Here is a 14,027-nt window from a genome sequence, read left to right on the forward strand (position 1 = left end):
ATTGGCGCAACCCGAAGCGATCGCTAGGCTAGAGGCAACCCCTTGGAACCGCCATTATGTACAGTGAGTCAGAACATACTCCCCAAGCGATCGCCAACCGCCCCTATCAAGTACGGATTGGTCAATACCTCAATGAGGGCTGGCAAATTTTCAGCACTCAACCCGCTGCCTACATTGGTTTTCTCATTCTGGCAATGATTATCAATGGTGTGCTCAACAACATTCCGGGGGCTGGCCCGATTGTTAGCACGATTTTGGCAGGCCTCTTCGCCGCAGGCTACTACTTTTTCAGCTTTCGCATTGCCCGCAACCAAAGACCCGAATTTAGCGACTTTTTTAATGCGTTCAAAAACAACTACTTTTTGCCAATTTTTCTGACGAACTTGATCATCGGTTTGATTACGAATGTGTTTGTGATTAGTGCCAGCATTCTATTCATGATTGCGGGGTTGCCCTTCTGGCAAAGCATATTAAGGCGGGCGGCGGCTGAAGCAGCGGAACCCGATGCCGACTTAGAACAACTGCTAGCGTTACTGGAGCAGCTTCCCGCTGTGCCGGATGCCCTGACCCCCGTTTTCATCTTGGTGGGTGCCATCCTGCTGCTGCCGGGGGTTTACTTTGGGGTAGCCTATATGTTTGCTGTGCCTTTGGTGGTGGAACACCGGTTTGATGTGTGGCCGGCACTAGAAACCAGCCGCCGCTTAGTTTCCCGCGATTGGTGGAGCTTCTTTTTTCTCAGCGTGTCAATCATTTTCTTCAATATCTTGGGCTTTTGCCTCTGCTGTGTGGGGATGCTGGTGACTATTCCTTGGAGTAGTTGTGTCATTGTGGCGGCCTACCGCGATATTATTGGGCTCATGCCCACGACGGATAATACGAACCAGTTTTAGTCTGATGACGCTGCCCACCCTTGCGGATCTCAACCTCGACCCCTTCTGGATGCCCTTTACGGCCAACCGCCAGTTCAAGCAAAGCCCTCGGCTCCTTGTTTCGGCAGCCGGGATGTACTACAGGAGCATTGATGGCCGTGAGATTCTCGATGGCACCGCCGGGTTGTGGTGTGTCAATGCCGGCCACTGCCGTCCAGAAATTGTCAGCGCGATCGCCCAACAGGCAGCAACACTGGATTTTGCCCCCACATTTCAGATGGGACATCCGGGGCCATTTCAGGTGGCCGATTGCCTGCGTGCCATTACCCCTGATCCCCTCAACCATGTCTTTTTTGCCAACTCTGGCTCTGAGGCCGTGGATACAGCCTTGAAAATTGCTCTTGCCTACCATCGGCTGCGGGGAGAAGGGACACGACAACGGCTCATTGGGCGTGAGCGGGGCTATCACGGGGTCGGCTTTGGTGGAATTTCAGTGGGGGGAATTGCGCCCAATCGCAAGTTCTTTGGTTCTCTCTTGGCAGGAGTGGATCATCTGCCCCACACCCACAACCTTGAGCACAATGCCTTCAGCAAGGGGCAACCCGCTTGGGGAGCACATTTAGCCGATGAGCTAGAACGCTTAGTGGCGCTGCATGATGCCTCGACGATTGCGGCAGTGATTGTTGAACCCCTCGCTGGCTCTACGGGGGTATTGATTCCGCCCCAAGGATACTTGGAACGCCTGCGTGCCATTTGCGATCGCCATGGTATCCTGCTCATCTTCGACGAAGTAATTACTGGCTTTGGGCGGTTGGGTGCCCCCTTTGCCAGTCAGTACTTTGGTGTGACTCCAGACCTCATCACGGTTGCGAAGGGTCTAACCAATGCCGCTGTACCCATGGGAGCGGTGATTGTCCGCGATGAGATTTACGACACCTTCATGCAAGGCCCCGCGGGGCAAATTGAGTTTTTCCATGGCTACACCTATTCGGGACATCCCCTTGCCTGTGCGGCCGCCTTGGCAACCCTAGAGATCTACGAGAAAGAAGCCCTATTTGAGCGGGCGGCTTCCCTGGCGCCCTATTGGCAGGAGGCCATCCACAGCCTACGGGGTCTGCCCCATGTCATTGATATTCGCAACTTGGGCTTGGTGGCAGGGATTGAATTAGCGCCACGGGAGGGGCAAGGAGGGGCACGGGGCTATGATGCCCTCTGTCGTGCCTTTGAAGCGGGACTACTGATTCGTGTCACGGGGGATATTATTGCCCTCTCACCACCGCTGATTGTGGAGCGATCGCACATTGATCAAATGGTGGATATTTTGAGTCGTGTTCTACGGGAACTTCCCTAGGCACCGCCACGTCAGAATCAGCGGATCACTCTCTCCTTGGAGGCATCTATGTTACGCTTCCTGCCGTTGGCCATCAGTAGCTTAGCTACGCTGGTGGCGATCGCTCCCCCCAGTCGTGCCGCCTATCCCCTCTTTCCTAATCAGCCGGGGGTTGATGTCTTTTTCCCAGGGCTAGAGTCCTTTGGGCGGCCACGGACACCGCAGTACAGTCCCTACAATCCCGTCATTTACCGTCCGCCGCAGCAATCTCAAACCTACATTATTGTGCCAGTGCCCTATCCGCCTCGCCCCGTAATTTACCCGCCCCCCTATTCACCGGTTTATTATCCCTATTACCCCTGTTATCCATTCCGTTGCCGATAAACAACAATACTGGGGATTGATACTTGACTCGACTTGGGAAGCAGACCGAAAGCCGGTTCTCCTGCTAAAATAGCGGCTAATTTAGCCATTTTCAGTTCGAGAGAAATCTATGGCTCAGTTGGCGATCGCTCCCGTTTTATTTCACCTTGCCTTTCCTGTCAGTAATTTGGCGGACACCAAGGCCTACTACATTGATGGGTTGGGCTGTGAACCGGGGCGCGAAAATCCCCACTGCCTGATCATGAAGCTCTATGGCCATCAACTGGTGGCTCACGTCACGGATGAACCCTTAACCCCACCCAAGAGCATTTATCCGCGCCACTTTGGCTTGATTTTCTTGGCACGGGCCGACTGGCAAAACCTCTGCGATCGCGTGATCAAGAAGGGACTTGACTTTTACCAGCCACCGCGTACCCGCTTTGCCAATACCCCCCTAGAGCACCAAACGTTCTTTCTCGCAGACCCCTTCCACAACCTGATTGAAATGAAGCACTACCGCCATGTAGAAGCCATTTTTGGCCTGCGGGATCACCGTCATATTGGCGATACCCCCCTCGTTTCTGCGCCGCAACCGTGACCCATCTGATTCTCTATAGCAAGCCCGGCTGTCACCTCTGTGAAGGACTACAAGAGAAGCTGGCCACTCTGAAGGAATTTACCCTTGAGGTACGCGACATCACCAGCCGCGAGGATTGGTGGCAAGCCTATCAATACGAGATTCCTGTTCTCTACCTAGTGATTGGAACGCAAGTGCTTCCCGTACCGCGCTTTTCTCCCCGTGCCAGTGCTGCACACATTCGTCAGCGACTCCAAGAACTGACCCATTCAGGCGGCTCAGCGTCCACTCCTTAAGGGCATGATCAATTACAGCCCTTTTCACAGCGATCGAATACGGCCAAAAATTTAATTGCTAGATTGCATCCCCCCTATGTATCCCATATGTTAGAAAAGGGTCATCATCGGCATCGCAAAGCCAATAGGAAACTCAGGAATGGTGGATTTTGGAGCAATGCTCTTTCGCGGGCGGGGGGTCAAGATCTCGCAGCAGTATGCGGTGATTGGCCTAGGGCGGTTTGGCCGGGGGGTGTGCGAGACCCTGCACGGCATGGGCTATGAGGTGCTCGGCAGTGATAACCAAGAGCGATTGGTGAATCAAGTGCTTCAGGATCACATTGTGGATCATGCGATTCAACTGGATTCCACGGATCCCCAAGCCCTCAAGGAGGCGGGTCTGTTTGAGTTTGAAACGGTAATTGTGGCCATTGGCAACCATCTCGACGCCAGTATTATCACGACATTGAACCTAAAGGAGGCAGGCGTGCCCAATGTCATTGCCAAGGCTTCCTCAGAGATTCATAAAAAACTCCTAGAGCGAGTGGGGGCAGATCGGGTGGTCTTTCCAGAGTATGAGGCGGGTTGTGAACTGGCGCGATCGCTCACCCGCCCAGCGATTCTCGATTGGTTTGACCTTGACCCCGAAAAAAGTATTGTCGAAGTCAAAGTGCCTGAGGCATTTCACAATCGCACAGTTGCCGAGGTGGAACTCCGTAGTCGCTATGGCCTCAACCTCATTGCCCTGCGCTTTGATGATAAGTTTGAGATCAATCCCAGTCCCAACCAGAAGCTCAATAAAGGGGACATTATGGTGGTGATTGGTGCCAATAACGATATTGATCGCTTTTTGCGTAGTCAACACATTAATTAGGGCATAACCCTTGAGCTTTCGCTACTGGTCGCCGCCGGCACGGGTGATGGCGATTCTCCTGTGGATTTTTTGCATTAGTAGTTTGCGGCGGTTAGACAGTCTGGCGATCGCGACCTTGCTTGTGGCGCTCCTCTATCTCCTGAGCCATGTCCCTTGGCAGCGCTTGGGCAAACGTCTGCAGCAGATGGGGCTCTTTTTTCTGGGACTGTGGTTACTGTTGGCGGTTACGGCGTGGCCGATCGCACTGCTCCTCACATGGCGCTTGGTCTTGTGTCTTGCCCTTGGCGTGGTATTGCTAGAAAGCTTGACGTTTAGCGAATGGGTGCAGGTCTGTCGCTGGTGGGGACTACCGCCCTTGTTGGTGGATACGCTGGCTTTGACCTATCGCTATCTCTTTGAGCTAGAGAGTCAGTTGACACAAATGCAGCAGGCACTCTTTCTGCGGGGATTTCGCTTGAGTTGGCGCCGCCTTCGCCCGTGGGCACAGGTGATTGGTATCTTTCTCATTCGCGCCGAGGAACGGGCACAGCAGATCTATCTGGCAATGCGGCTGCGGGGCTATGGGCAAGTGCTTCAGTGTCGTCCGCAATTTTCTGAAGGAGCGGTTTGGAGTTGGGGGCTAACGCTGAGTGCTAGCTTGGGGGCAGGATTGTTGGCAATCTATGATGCCCTTGGCGAAATCCAACTGCCTTTTTGAGGTGGATAGACGACAGTGGGAACAGTGGTACATTAACATATTAACATTTGTAAACGATTGCCCCTTTGAGATTGCCCCTATGAAACCCAAGAACGCGCTTTTCGTTGCGGAGCAGGTGTGCCTAGTTGGTCATATTGTGGCGATGGCCTTTGGCTTAGCGGGGTTGCTCCTCGTCGTTCCCCATCCCGAGTTTATTCTGGCGTTGCCCGCCTGGGGTCAGCAGCTTTTTCAATGGAGTATGGGGAGTGGGGGTGTCGTTTATATTGTCCTCGGCGCACTGGCGATCGCCCTTCACACCTATCGCAACTTTGGCCTTGGCAAACTGCTTGGCTTTTTGCTGCCAGCGGTGGGCATTTCCCTTACCAGTGAACTGTTGGGGACGAGTACCGGCTTTCCCTTTGGCCATTATGGTTACCTCAGTGGTTTGGGGCACAAAATTGCTGGACTGGTGCCCTTCACCATTCCCCTCTCTTGGTTTTATATGGGGCTAGTCACGTTTCTTTTGGCCTACAGTGGCTTCATCAGTCGTCCGCTGCGGGAAGGCAAGGGCGTGGGCTTGGGGGCAGCCCTGATCACCGTGGGCTTGGGAGCAATCTTTTTAACCGCTTGGGATTTTGTCCTTGATCCGGCCATGAGTCAAACTGCCATTCCTTTTTGGCAATTTCAGGATGTCGGTGAATTCTTTGGGATGCCTTACCGCAACATTCTGGGATGGACGGGCACAGGGGCCGTATTTATGGGGCTGGCGATGATCACTTGGTGGCCAAAGCCAATGGTGGTGAACCGTGGGCAACTCATTACCCCCTTGGTGGTGTATCTGGTGAATTTTGCCTTTGGGGCGATGATTACCCTCACATCCTTGGATCAACGTTTTTGGATTCCGGCAACGCTGGGATTTGTTTTGGGGGTCGTGCCGGTCACAGCACTGTGGTGGTTTACTGAAGCCCCCCTAGAGAAAGTTCAGGGGGTCAACATCAATACTGAGGCGGGTTGAGCGGGGACACTGCTCCTTGAGGTGCATGAGGGCTGGGCTGAGGTTAGAAACTCGTTCTAGTTTGCCCTTGAGTAAAATTTGCCAGCGGTAGCGGCCAGCAATTTTGGCGATCGCGGCCGGGGCGGGGCCAAGTACTTCCCATTCTCCCTGAGAAACTGGGGCTAACGTTTGGAGCTGTTGGGCGATCGCCTGAGCCGTTGCGGCCACCTCCTCAGCATCGGGACCACTCAAGCGCAGAAGGATTAGTTGGGCATAGGGGGGATAGCCCAAGGGGGCACGGCTACTTAGCTCCTGGGTAGCAAAGGTGTCCCAGTCATAGGCTTTGACCGCTGTAATCACTGGATGCTGCGGCACATAGGTTTGGAGAATGACTTTACCGGGGTGTGTCCCCCGGCCCGATCGCCCCGCCACTTGGGTGAGGATTTGAAACGTGCGTTCTGCCGCCTGATAATCGGGCAAGTGCAGGAGACTATCGGCAGCCAAAATTCCCACGAGGGCGACCTGCGGCAGATCAATGCCCTTCGTCAGCATTTGTGTCCCCACCATCACATCAGCTTCGCCGGCGGCAAACTGAGCCAGTAACCGGCGATGGGCACCCTTGCGTTGGGTCGTATCACTGTCAAAGCGCAGGACTCGCAACTGCGGAAAGAGGCGATTCAGTTCACTCACCACCCGCTGCGTCCCGCCACCAAAGGGCTTGAGATAGGGGGAGGCACAACTGGGACAACGCTGCGGTACGGCTTGGCTATAGTTGCAATAGTGACAGCGCAGCACTTCCATCTCCTCGCCAAAGAGGTGTCCAGTGAGAGAGACGCTGCAATGGGGACAGTAGATCACTGTGCCACAACTGCGACAGGAGACAAAGGTACTGTGACCCCGCCGCGGTACAAAGAGAATTGCCTGCTGTCCCTGAAGATTCCCTAGAGCGTCTTGCAGCGGACGACTGAGCATGGAACGGTTGCCACGGTGTAATTCTTGGCGCATATCCACAAGGGTGATGGGGGGCAGGGGGGTGGCGTGGATACGCTGGGGAAGGGAAAGGATCTGAATCTGGCCGGTTTGGACAGCCTGCCAAGTGCTGAGGGCAGGGGTAGCGGTTCCTAAAATCAGGGGACACTGTTGCTGGCGCGATCGCCATTGGGCAACGGTACGGGCATGGTAACAAGGCTGAGGTTGATCCTGTTTGTAACCGCTGTCGTGCTCTTCATCCAGAATGATCAAACCCAAGCCCACCAAAGGCAGCAGAACCGCCGATCGCGTGCCAATGATTACCCGTGGCTGCGGCATCAGCGTCAACCGCCAAGTATCGTAGCGCTCCCCCTCACTGAGACCACTGTGATAGACCAACAGGCGTTCACCAAAGCGAGCACGCACGCGATCCGTCAGTTGAGGCGTCAAGCCAATCTCGGGCACTAGCAGCAAGGCCGATCGCCCTCGCCCTAGGCACTCAGCTATGGCTTGCAGATAGACTTCCGTTTTGCCCGACCCCGTCACCCCGTGCAGGAGAAAGGTTTGGGCACAGTCTAGGTGTGCTGAAATGGCTTGCAGGGCGGTGGCTTGGGCAGGGGTGAGGGCTTTTGGCCGATCCGGTGTCACCGCTACCCCCTGTTCAATGCGGCAGTGCTGCTGCTCGACAATGGCAATGTATCCTTTGGCGGCAAGGCGATGGAGCGTTTGGGCGGTGGTGCCGGTGGCCTTGAGCACCTCTTGTAGCCAGCAATCGCGACCCTGCTGCTGCAAATAGCGGAGGATTTGGCGCTGCCGCTGCGTTAAGGTCTCGCCTTCACTATTGAGGAGGATCACCGCCTGCTGCTGTTTTGGCTGTTGACTAGCGGGTGCCGCTAAGTAGGTTTCCACCAAGCCAAGGCGTTCGAGTTCTGCGAGGGCACGCTCAACCTTGGGAAGCTGTTGCTGGAGGTAGCGCACACTGTAGTCCCCATTACCCTTGGTCTGGAGAAAGCGCAGCAGATGTTGCCCCTGTTCTGACAGGGGGGGAATCCCCTGTTGGCGCCGCAGGCGCACCCGCCGTTGCGATCGCCCCAAGACCCCCGGCGGCAGAGCAGTGCGCACCACTTGAATTAAAGGCGTGCAGTAGTACGTGGCAATTTGTTCTAACAACGCCCAATAGTCCTTGGGAAAAAGCTGCTGGTCAACCACTTCAAGGAGCGATCGCAAGCGCTGTGGATCGACGGATGGGGCTACAGTTTCTAGTACCTCGAGGACAATCCCCCGCACCACTTGGGAGCCAAAGGGTACTTCCACCACCTCGCCCCCTTGGAGACACCAACCCGCAGGAACTTGGTAAGTGTAAGCCTCGCTTGCCGCCGGACAGTCCACAAGCACACTGGCGTAGAGAGAGGGTTGTTGAGGTGCTAAGGCCATCAGATGGTTTGATTGGTTTTCACTCAGACAGGCAGATAAACAACGTCCCCAACCACTGTACATACTTCCTCTTTAGATTTTCGCTATTCCACAACGCAGATTTGCTCCCTAGGCTGGGAGCTGGCGATTATGCGCTGGCCGGTGGTGCACCGCTTTCCCACAGGCACTGTTTTAAGAGCCAATATCACACCCGCAGGCTTTGCCACGATTACCGATAGTCGAGGATTGCCTTGGTTCAAGGTCTCCATTGGTGAGGAGAATCACATTTGCTTGGTGCGAGCTAACCACCGATTGATTCGTCCCTGCTAAGAATTTGGTTGTTTGCTTTAGAGGACATGGGAAAATAGGAAAGGCTGCTCCTCACCCAAGATTCTCCGTGACTGGTCTTTACGAAGCACAAACGATCGCGATCGCCCGTCAACTGTGGGCGGCTAGTCAAGAGTCCCGCAACTTTTTCAGTCAACTGCGGGAGCAAATGCGCATTGAAGATAAACTCCTCGGCTGGGCGATGGAACATCCGGGGCTACGGGTGCAACTCTTTCGCCTCATTGACTGCCTGCCGAGTCTGCGCAGTAAAGCCGAGGTGGCACGCCACTTGCAGGAGTACCTCAGTGACCCCAGTGTGGAGTTGCCGGAAGGCCTAAAAAAACTCTTGAACTTTGCTCAGCCGGATTCCCTGCCCGCCCAAGCAGCGGCAACCACCTTCACAACAGCGGTTCAAGCCCTTGCCCACAAGTACATTGCTGGTGAAACCACCGAGCAGGTGCTGAAAACCATTGGCCGCCTACGCAAGCAGGGCATGCTGGTGACGATGGATATTCTTGGGGAGGCGGTGATTACGGAGGCAGAGGCGCAGCAGTATTGCGATCGCTACCTTGACTTGATGCAGCAACTCAGCCCCTTGGGTCAGCGGGAAGGGGTGAATCCAGTCCAAGTCTCCGTGAAGCTGACGGCCTTCTACTCGCAGTTTGATCCTTTGGATGTGTCTGGCTGCCGTGCCAAGGTGGGGGAACCGATTCGGCGGCTGTTGCATCGTGCCCAAGAATTGGGGGTAGCGGTGCACTTTGACATGGAGCAGTATGCCTACAAAGACATTACCCTCGCAATCCTCAAGGACATTTTGCTAGAGCCAGAGTTTCGCGATCGCGCTGATGTCGGGCTGACCCTGCAAGCCTATTTGCGGGATAGTTACCAAGATGCCCAAGACCTAATTACTTGGGTGCAACAGCGGGGGACACCAATCACCGTGCGGGTGGTCAAGGGCGCCTACTGGGATCAAGAACTCATTAAGGCGGCACAAAATGACTGGCCATTGCCCGTCTATCAACACAAGCAAGATACCGATGCCAACTTTGAGCGGGTGATTGAACTGCTCCTGAGTCACCACACGCTTTTGCGCACAGCAGTTGCGAGTCATAATGTGCGTTCCCAAGCGCGGGCGATCGCGATCGCCCAACATCAGCACATTCCGCCCACGGCCATGGAATGCCAAGTTCTCTATGGTATGGCCGATAAACTTGCCAAGGCTCTTGTGGAAGCGGGGCAGACGGTGCGGGTCTATTGTCCCTACGGTGAGCTGATTCCGGGGATGGCCTACCTGATTCGGCGGCTCTTGGAAAATACGGCCAATAGTTCCTTTTTGCGCCAACAATTGGGAGCGGTAAATATTGACGCACTCTTGGCACCGCCAGAACCAACGGCAGACTTTAGGGCAGTGAACGTTCATCTGACCACCGGCAAGACCTCAACCTTTGTCAATGCCGCCAATAGCGACTATGCCCGCGCCAGCCAGCGGGAAGCGATTCAAGCGGCCTTAATTCATGTCCATCGCCAACTAGGGCAAACCTATACCCCCATCATCAATGGCGATCGCGTCAATACCCTCGAATACAGTGAATCCCTCAACCCCTCACAGCCCGAAGAAGTTGTCGGTCGCGTTGGCTTGGCCACCATCGAGGATGCCGATCATGCAATCCGGGCTGCCAAAGCCGCTCAAGCGCAGTGGCAACAGACTCCCGTAGCCGAACGGGCCATCCTGCTACGGCGGGCAGCGGATCTCCTCGAGGCACAACGCCATGAACTGGTGGCTTGGATGTGCTATGAAGTGGGCAAGGTGGTGGCAGAAGGGGATGCCGAAGTCTCCGAAGCCGTTGATTTTTGCCGCTACTACGCCGATGAAATGGAGCGCCTCAGCAGCGGCTATGACCGCAACTTTCCCGGTGAAACCAACCATTACCACTACCAAGGTCGCGGCATTGCAGTCGTCATTTCCCCTTGGAACTTTCCCCTAGCGATTCCCACCGGTATGACCGTGGCCGCCTTAGTCACAGGCAACTGTACCATCCTCAAGCCCGCGGATCCGGCGGCTGTGGTTGCAGCGAAGCTGGCTGAAATTCTCATTGCCGCTGGTTTTCCCCGCGGGGTATTTCAGTTTCTGCCGGGGCGAGGATCGGTGATTGGCCCCTATTTGACAAAACACCCCGATGTGCATCTCATTGCCTTTACTGGCTCCCAAGAGGTGGGCTGCCGCATTATTGCTGAGGCAGCGGTGTTGCAGCGGGGACAAACCCACATCAAACGGGTGATTGCCGAGATGGGGGGCAAAAACGCCATTATCATTGACGAAAGTGCCGACTTAGATCAGGCAGTGGCGGGGGTGGTGCAATCGGCCTTTGGCTACAGCGGCCAAAAATGCTCCGCCTGTTCGCGGGTGATTGTCCTCGAGTCCATCTATCAACCCTTTGTGCAGCGCTTAGTGGAGGCCACCAAGTCCCTCAATATTGGGCCTGCCCATTTGCCCAGTACCCGTGTTGGACCGGTGGTGACCGCAGCCGCCCGCGATCGCATTCAGGAATACATTGCCAAGGGACAGCGGGAAGCAGAACTGACCTTGAGTGTACCGGTACCGGAGGTGGGGTATTTTGTCTCCCCTACCATCTTTACCAACGTCCCCCCCACCGCCACGCTCGCCCAAGAGGAAATTTTTGGCCCGGTGCTAGCGGTACTGCGGGCAGAAACCTTCAGCCAAGCCCTTGAAATTGCCAATGCCACGGCCTATGCCCTGACGGGGGGGCTGTATTCGCGGACGCCGTCCCATATTCAGCAGGCCAAAGCCCAATTTGCCGTAGGGAACCTGTACATCAACCGTGGGATTACGGGGGCGATCGTGGATCGGCAGCCCTTTGGTGGCTTTAAGCTCTCAGGGATTGGTTCCAAAGCGGGTGGCCGCGATTACCTACTGCAATTTCTGGAACCGCGTGTCATTACCGAGAATGTGCAGCGCCAAGGGTTTGCCCCCATTGCCGGAGTGGATGATTGATGCCAAAGGGCACTCAGCTATTGGCCGACCTTCAGGAGCGCATCAGGGCAGCGGGCGCCATTTCCTTCTGTGAGTTTATGGCCTTGGCTCTCTATGCACCGCAGTGGGGCTACTACAACCGTCCCCAAATACAGATTGGTCGGCGCGGCGACTTTATCACGTCCAGTAGCCTGACGAGGGATTTTGCGGAACTGCTTACCGAGGCCTTTGTGCAGATGTGGCACGCCTTGGAGCGACCGCAGCAGTTTACCCTGCTGGAGATGGGGGCGGGTGAAGGCCAATTTGCGGCTGGGGTCTTGGGCTATAGCCAAGCGACCTACCCCGATTTCTTTACCGCCCTGGAGTACCAGATTCAAGAGCAGTCCCCCACTTTACGGGAACGCCAGCGGCAACGCTTAGCACCTTGGGGCGATCGCCTGTGCTGGCGAGGCTCTGACACTCCTGCTGAACCGATCACCGGCTGCATCTTTAGTAATGAACTCGTGGATGCATTCCCAGTGCATCGGCTGCAATGGCAGGGGAGCAATTGGCAGGAAATTTATGTCAGTCTCGATGCCCAAGGGGCGTTGCAAGAAGTCTTGCGTCCCCTTAGCGACGATCGCATTCACAAGTACTTTGCCACCGTTGGCATTAATCCGCAGCAGCAGGGCTACAGCGACGGCTACCGTACCGAGGTTAATTTGAACCTCATCCCCTGGCTCAAGGATCTGAGTCAGCACCTAGAGCGGGGCTTTGTTCTCACCATTGACTATGGTTATCCCGCCCAGCAATACTATCATCCCGCCCGCTGTGAGGGTACCTTGCAGTGCTACTATCAACACCGCTACCACGACAATCCCTACTGTTTTGTTGGCGAGCAGGACATTACGGCTCATGTGGATGTGACCGCCTTGACGCGCTATGGTGAGCACTTTGGCCTTGAAACCCTCTATGTCACCCGCCAGAGTTTATTTCTCATGGCCCTAGGTTTGGGCGATCGCCTACTAGCGCAACAACAGAGGAATGGCAATCTCCTCCAAGCTCTCAACCGCCATCAATCACTGCACCAACTCATTGACCCCCTTGGCCTCGGTGGCTTTTACGTCGTTCTCCAAGGCAAGCAAGCCACCCTCGATCTGCCGCAACTCAGGGAAGCGGATCAGGGATTCAGTTAATGACTAAGAGCCACATCCCGCTGGGGGACTGGCAAAACTGATCGGTAGTACTGCTCTAGTTGCTGGGTGGCCGCCGCCCAACTCCAGCGTTCAGCTTCTTGGCGGGCATTTTGGCGTAGGGTCTCGCGATCGCTCGGAGAGTCAAAGAGGCGCTGACAAGCCGTAATCGCTCCTGTAGAATCCGCTGGGTCAAACAAAAACCCATTCACCCCATCAGTGACAATATCCGGAATCCCCCCACTGTTGGCAGCCACCACAGGACAGCCTGCGGCCATCGCTTCTAAAAGAACCAAGCCAAGGGTTTCCGTGCGCGAGGGAAAGACAAAGACATCCGCCGAGGCAAAAGCTGCTGCCAAGCGTTCACCCCGCAGATAGCCCACAAAATGCGTGGGGGTACCGGCAAAGTGCTGTTCAAGGGCTTCCCGATGCGGACCATTGCCCACGAGTGCCAGTCGCGCCTGAGGAATCTGCTCCAGAATGGGTTTAATCTGCTCAATTTCCTTTTCCGCGGAGAGGCGACCAACGTAGAGCAATAGGGGGGCTTCTGGATGCCCTTGGCTGAGAAAGTAACGCATTTCTTGACTTTGGCGCTGCGGATGAAACAACTCCACATCTACCCCCCGCTGCCAGAGATCCAGATGGCGAATGCCGTGCGCTTTCAGTTCTGCCACCATTGCCGTTGAGGTACACAAGTTGAGTTGAGCACGGTTATGGGCCAACCGCAGCAGCGACCAGAGCACCTCTTCAAGAAACCCCAAGCCATAGTACTTCAGGTATTGCGGCAAATGGGTGTGGTAGGAAGCGACCAAAGGCAAGTGGAATTTCTGCGCATAGTACAGACCCGCTACCCCCAAGACCGCTGGGTTCGCCACATGGATCAGATCGGGTGCAAAGGCCTCTAGGGCTTGACCAATGGCGGGTCGCGGCAGGGCGAGTTTGAGTTCAGGATACAATGGGAGGGGAAAACCGGAGACACCGTAGATCTGCGCACCTTCATAATGGTCTAGCCCGCCTTCGGGAGCCACCACCAACACCTGATGGCCATTCCGTTGCAGATGTCGGACGGTTTGACACAAACGGGTCACAATGCCATCAATCTTGGGAAGAAAGGTCTCGGTAAATAGCGCGATCCGCATTTCGCTAACCTGAATGGGAGGGGGATTTTTCCCATTCTCGAATTAGGGGGGTCTTGA

Annotated in this window: 13 protein-coding genes; 11 read left to right on the forward strand and 2 right to left on the reverse strand. The window is 55.4% G+C overall.

Annotated elements, in window-relative coordinates:
• Positions 1–56 precede the first annotated feature (56 nt).
• The 8 genes from RHH81_RS07550 to cruF all read left to right on the forward strand — a co-directional run bounded on the left by RHH81_RS07550 (position 57) and on the right by cruF (position 5,979).
• On the forward strand, positions 57–890 hold the full coding sequence (locus tag RHH81_RS07550) for a DUF975 family protein (RefSeq protein WP_206199651.1): 834 nt from the start codon (positions 57–59) through the stop codon (positions 888–890).
• A gap of 4 nt (positions 891–894) precedes the next feature.
• Positions 895–2,220, forward strand: coding sequence for an aspartate aminotransferase family protein (locus tag RHH81_RS07555; RefSeq protein ID WP_206199652.1), 1,326 nt, complete (start codon positions 895–897; stop codon positions 2,218–2,220).
• Positions 2,221–2,268: 48 nt separating this feature from the next.
• Positions 2,269–2,583 carry a hypothetical protein gene (locus RHH81_RS07560; protein WP_206199653.1) on the forward strand — a complete coding sequence of 105 codons (315 nt, stop codon included), beginning with the start codon at positions 2,269–2,271 and terminating at the stop codon, positions 2,581–2,583.
• Between the two features lie 109 nt (positions 2,584–2,692).
• The gene (locus tag RHH81_RS07565) at positions 2,693–3,160 is read left to right on the forward strand and encodes a VOC family protein (protein WP_206199654.1); all 468 of its coding nucleotides are present in this window, start codon (positions 2,693–2,695) and stop codon (positions 3,158–3,160) included.
• Entirely contained in the window at positions 3,157–3,435 is a 279-nt protein-coding gene (locus tag RHH81_RS07570) for a glutaredoxin family protein (protein WP_206199655.1), read from the forward strand. Before RHH81_RS07565 ends, RHH81_RS07570 begins: the two co-directional genes overlap by 4 nt.
• Positions 3,436–3,574: 139 nt before the next feature.
• A complete protein-coding gene (locus tag RHH81_RS07575; protein ID WP_206199656.1) occupies positions 3,575–4,288 on the forward strand; it encodes a TrkA family potassium uptake protein in 714 nt (237 codons plus the stop codon).
• A 10-nt stretch (positions 4,289–4,298) separates the two neighbouring features.
• The gene (locus RHH81_RS07580; RefSeq protein ID WP_310742845.1) at positions 4,299–4,985 is read left to right on the forward strand and encodes an energy-coupling factor transporter transmembrane component T; all 687 of its coding nucleotides are present in this window, start codon (positions 4,299–4,301) and stop codon (positions 4,983–4,985) included.
• A gap of 79 nt (positions 4,986–5,064) precedes the next feature.
• Complete coding sequence (gene cruF, locus RHH81_RS07585; RefSeq protein ID WP_302676252.1) at positions 5,065–5,979, forward strand: gamma-carotene 1'-hydroxylase CruF; 915 nt, start codon at positions 5,065–5,067, stop codon at positions 5,977–5,979.
• Here cruF and priA read toward each other — a convergent pair.
• Positions 5,935–8,424 (reverse strand): primosomal protein N', encoded by a 2,490-nt coding sequence (gene priA, locus RHH81_RS07590; RefSeq protein WP_310744280.1) that lies wholly within the window; start codon positions 8,422–8,424, stop codon positions 5,935–5,937. The two genes, cruF and priA, sit on opposite strands and share 45 nt — an antisense overlap.
• A 66-nt stretch (positions 8,425–8,490) precedes the next feature.
• Between priA and RHH81_RS07595 the strand changes: the two genes are divergently transcribed.
• The 3 genes from RHH81_RS07595 to RHH81_RS07605 all read left to right on the forward strand — a co-directional run bounded on the left by RHH81_RS07595 (position 8,491) and on the right by RHH81_RS07605 (position 12,834).
• A complete protein-coding gene (locus RHH81_RS07595; RefSeq protein ID WP_206199660.1) occupies positions 8,491–8,670 on the forward strand; it encodes a hypothetical protein in 180 nt (59 codons plus the stop codon).
• A gap of 67 nt (positions 8,671–8,737) precedes the next feature.
• A complete protein-coding gene (gene pruA, locus RHH81_RS07600) occupies positions 8,738–11,680 on the forward strand; it encodes an L-glutamate gamma-semialdehyde dehydrogenase (protein WP_310742847.1) in 2,943 nt (980 codons plus the stop codon).
• Entirely contained in the window at positions 11,680–12,834 is a 1,155-nt protein-coding gene (locus RHH81_RS07605; protein ID WP_310742848.1) for a class I SAM-dependent methyltransferase, read from the forward strand. The genes pruA and RHH81_RS07605 overlap by 1 nt, the downstream gene beginning before the upstream one ends.
• Here the strand turns inward: RHH81_RS07605 and RHH81_RS07610 are convergent.
• Positions 12,831–13,970: a glycosyltransferase family 1 protein gene (locus RHH81_RS07610; RefSeq protein ID WP_310742849.1), complete on the reverse strand. Its 1,140-nt coding sequence runs from the start codon at positions 13,968–13,970 to the stop codon at positions 12,831–12,833. The genes RHH81_RS07605 and RHH81_RS07610 overlap by 4 nt on opposite strands.
• Between the last annotated feature and the right edge of the window lie 57 nt (positions 13,971–14,027).

Origin of the sequence: Thermosynechococcus sp. PKX95 (assembly GCF_031583295.1) — a bacterium.
Classification (GTDB): domain Bacteria; phylum Cyanobacteriota; class Cyanobacteriia; order Thermosynechococcales; family Thermosynechococcaceae; genus Thermosynechococcus.

Bases quoted from the DNA above. Each gene is read 5' to 3' on its own strand.
- RHH81_RS07595 (WP_206199660.1), top strand. From the start codon at position 8,491: ATGCGCTGGCCGGTGGTGCACCGCTTTCCCACAGGCACTGTTTTAAGA.
- priA (WP_310744280.1), bottom strand. From the start codon at position 8,424: ATGTACAGTGGTTGGGGACGTTGTTTATCTGCCTGTCTGAGTGAAAAC.
- RHH81_RS07560 (WP_206199653.1), top strand. From the start codon at position 2,269: ATGTTACGCTTCCTGCCGTTGGCCATCAGTAGCTTAGCTACGCTGGTG.
- RHH81_RS07610 (WP_310742849.1), bottom strand. From the start codon at position 13,970: ATGCGGATCGCGCTATTTACCGAGACCTTTCTTCCCAAGATTGATGGC.
- RHH81_RS07550 (WP_206199651.1), top strand. From the start codon at position 57: ATGTACAGTGAGTCAGAACATACTCCCCAAGCGATCGCCAACCGCCCC.
- RHH81_RS07605 (WP_310742848.1), top strand. From the start codon at position 11,680: ATGCCAAAGGGCACTCAGCTATTGGCCGACCTTCAGGAGCGCATCAGG.
- RHH81_RS07575 (WP_206199656.1), top strand. From the start codon at position 3,575: ATGGTGGATTTTGGAGCAATGCTCTTTCGCGGGCGGGGGGTCAAGATC.
- cruF (WP_302676252.1), top strand. From the start codon at position 5,065: ATGAAACCCAAGAACGCGCTTTTCGTTGCGGAGCAGGTGTGCCTAGTT.
- RHH81_RS07565 (WP_206199654.1), top strand. From the start codon at position 2,693: ATGGCTCAGTTGGCGATCGCTCCCGTTTTATTTCACCTTGCCTTTCCT.
- RHH81_RS07555 (WP_206199652.1), top strand. From the start codon at position 895: ATGACGCTGCCCACCCTTGCGGATCTCAACCTCGACCCCTTCTGGATG.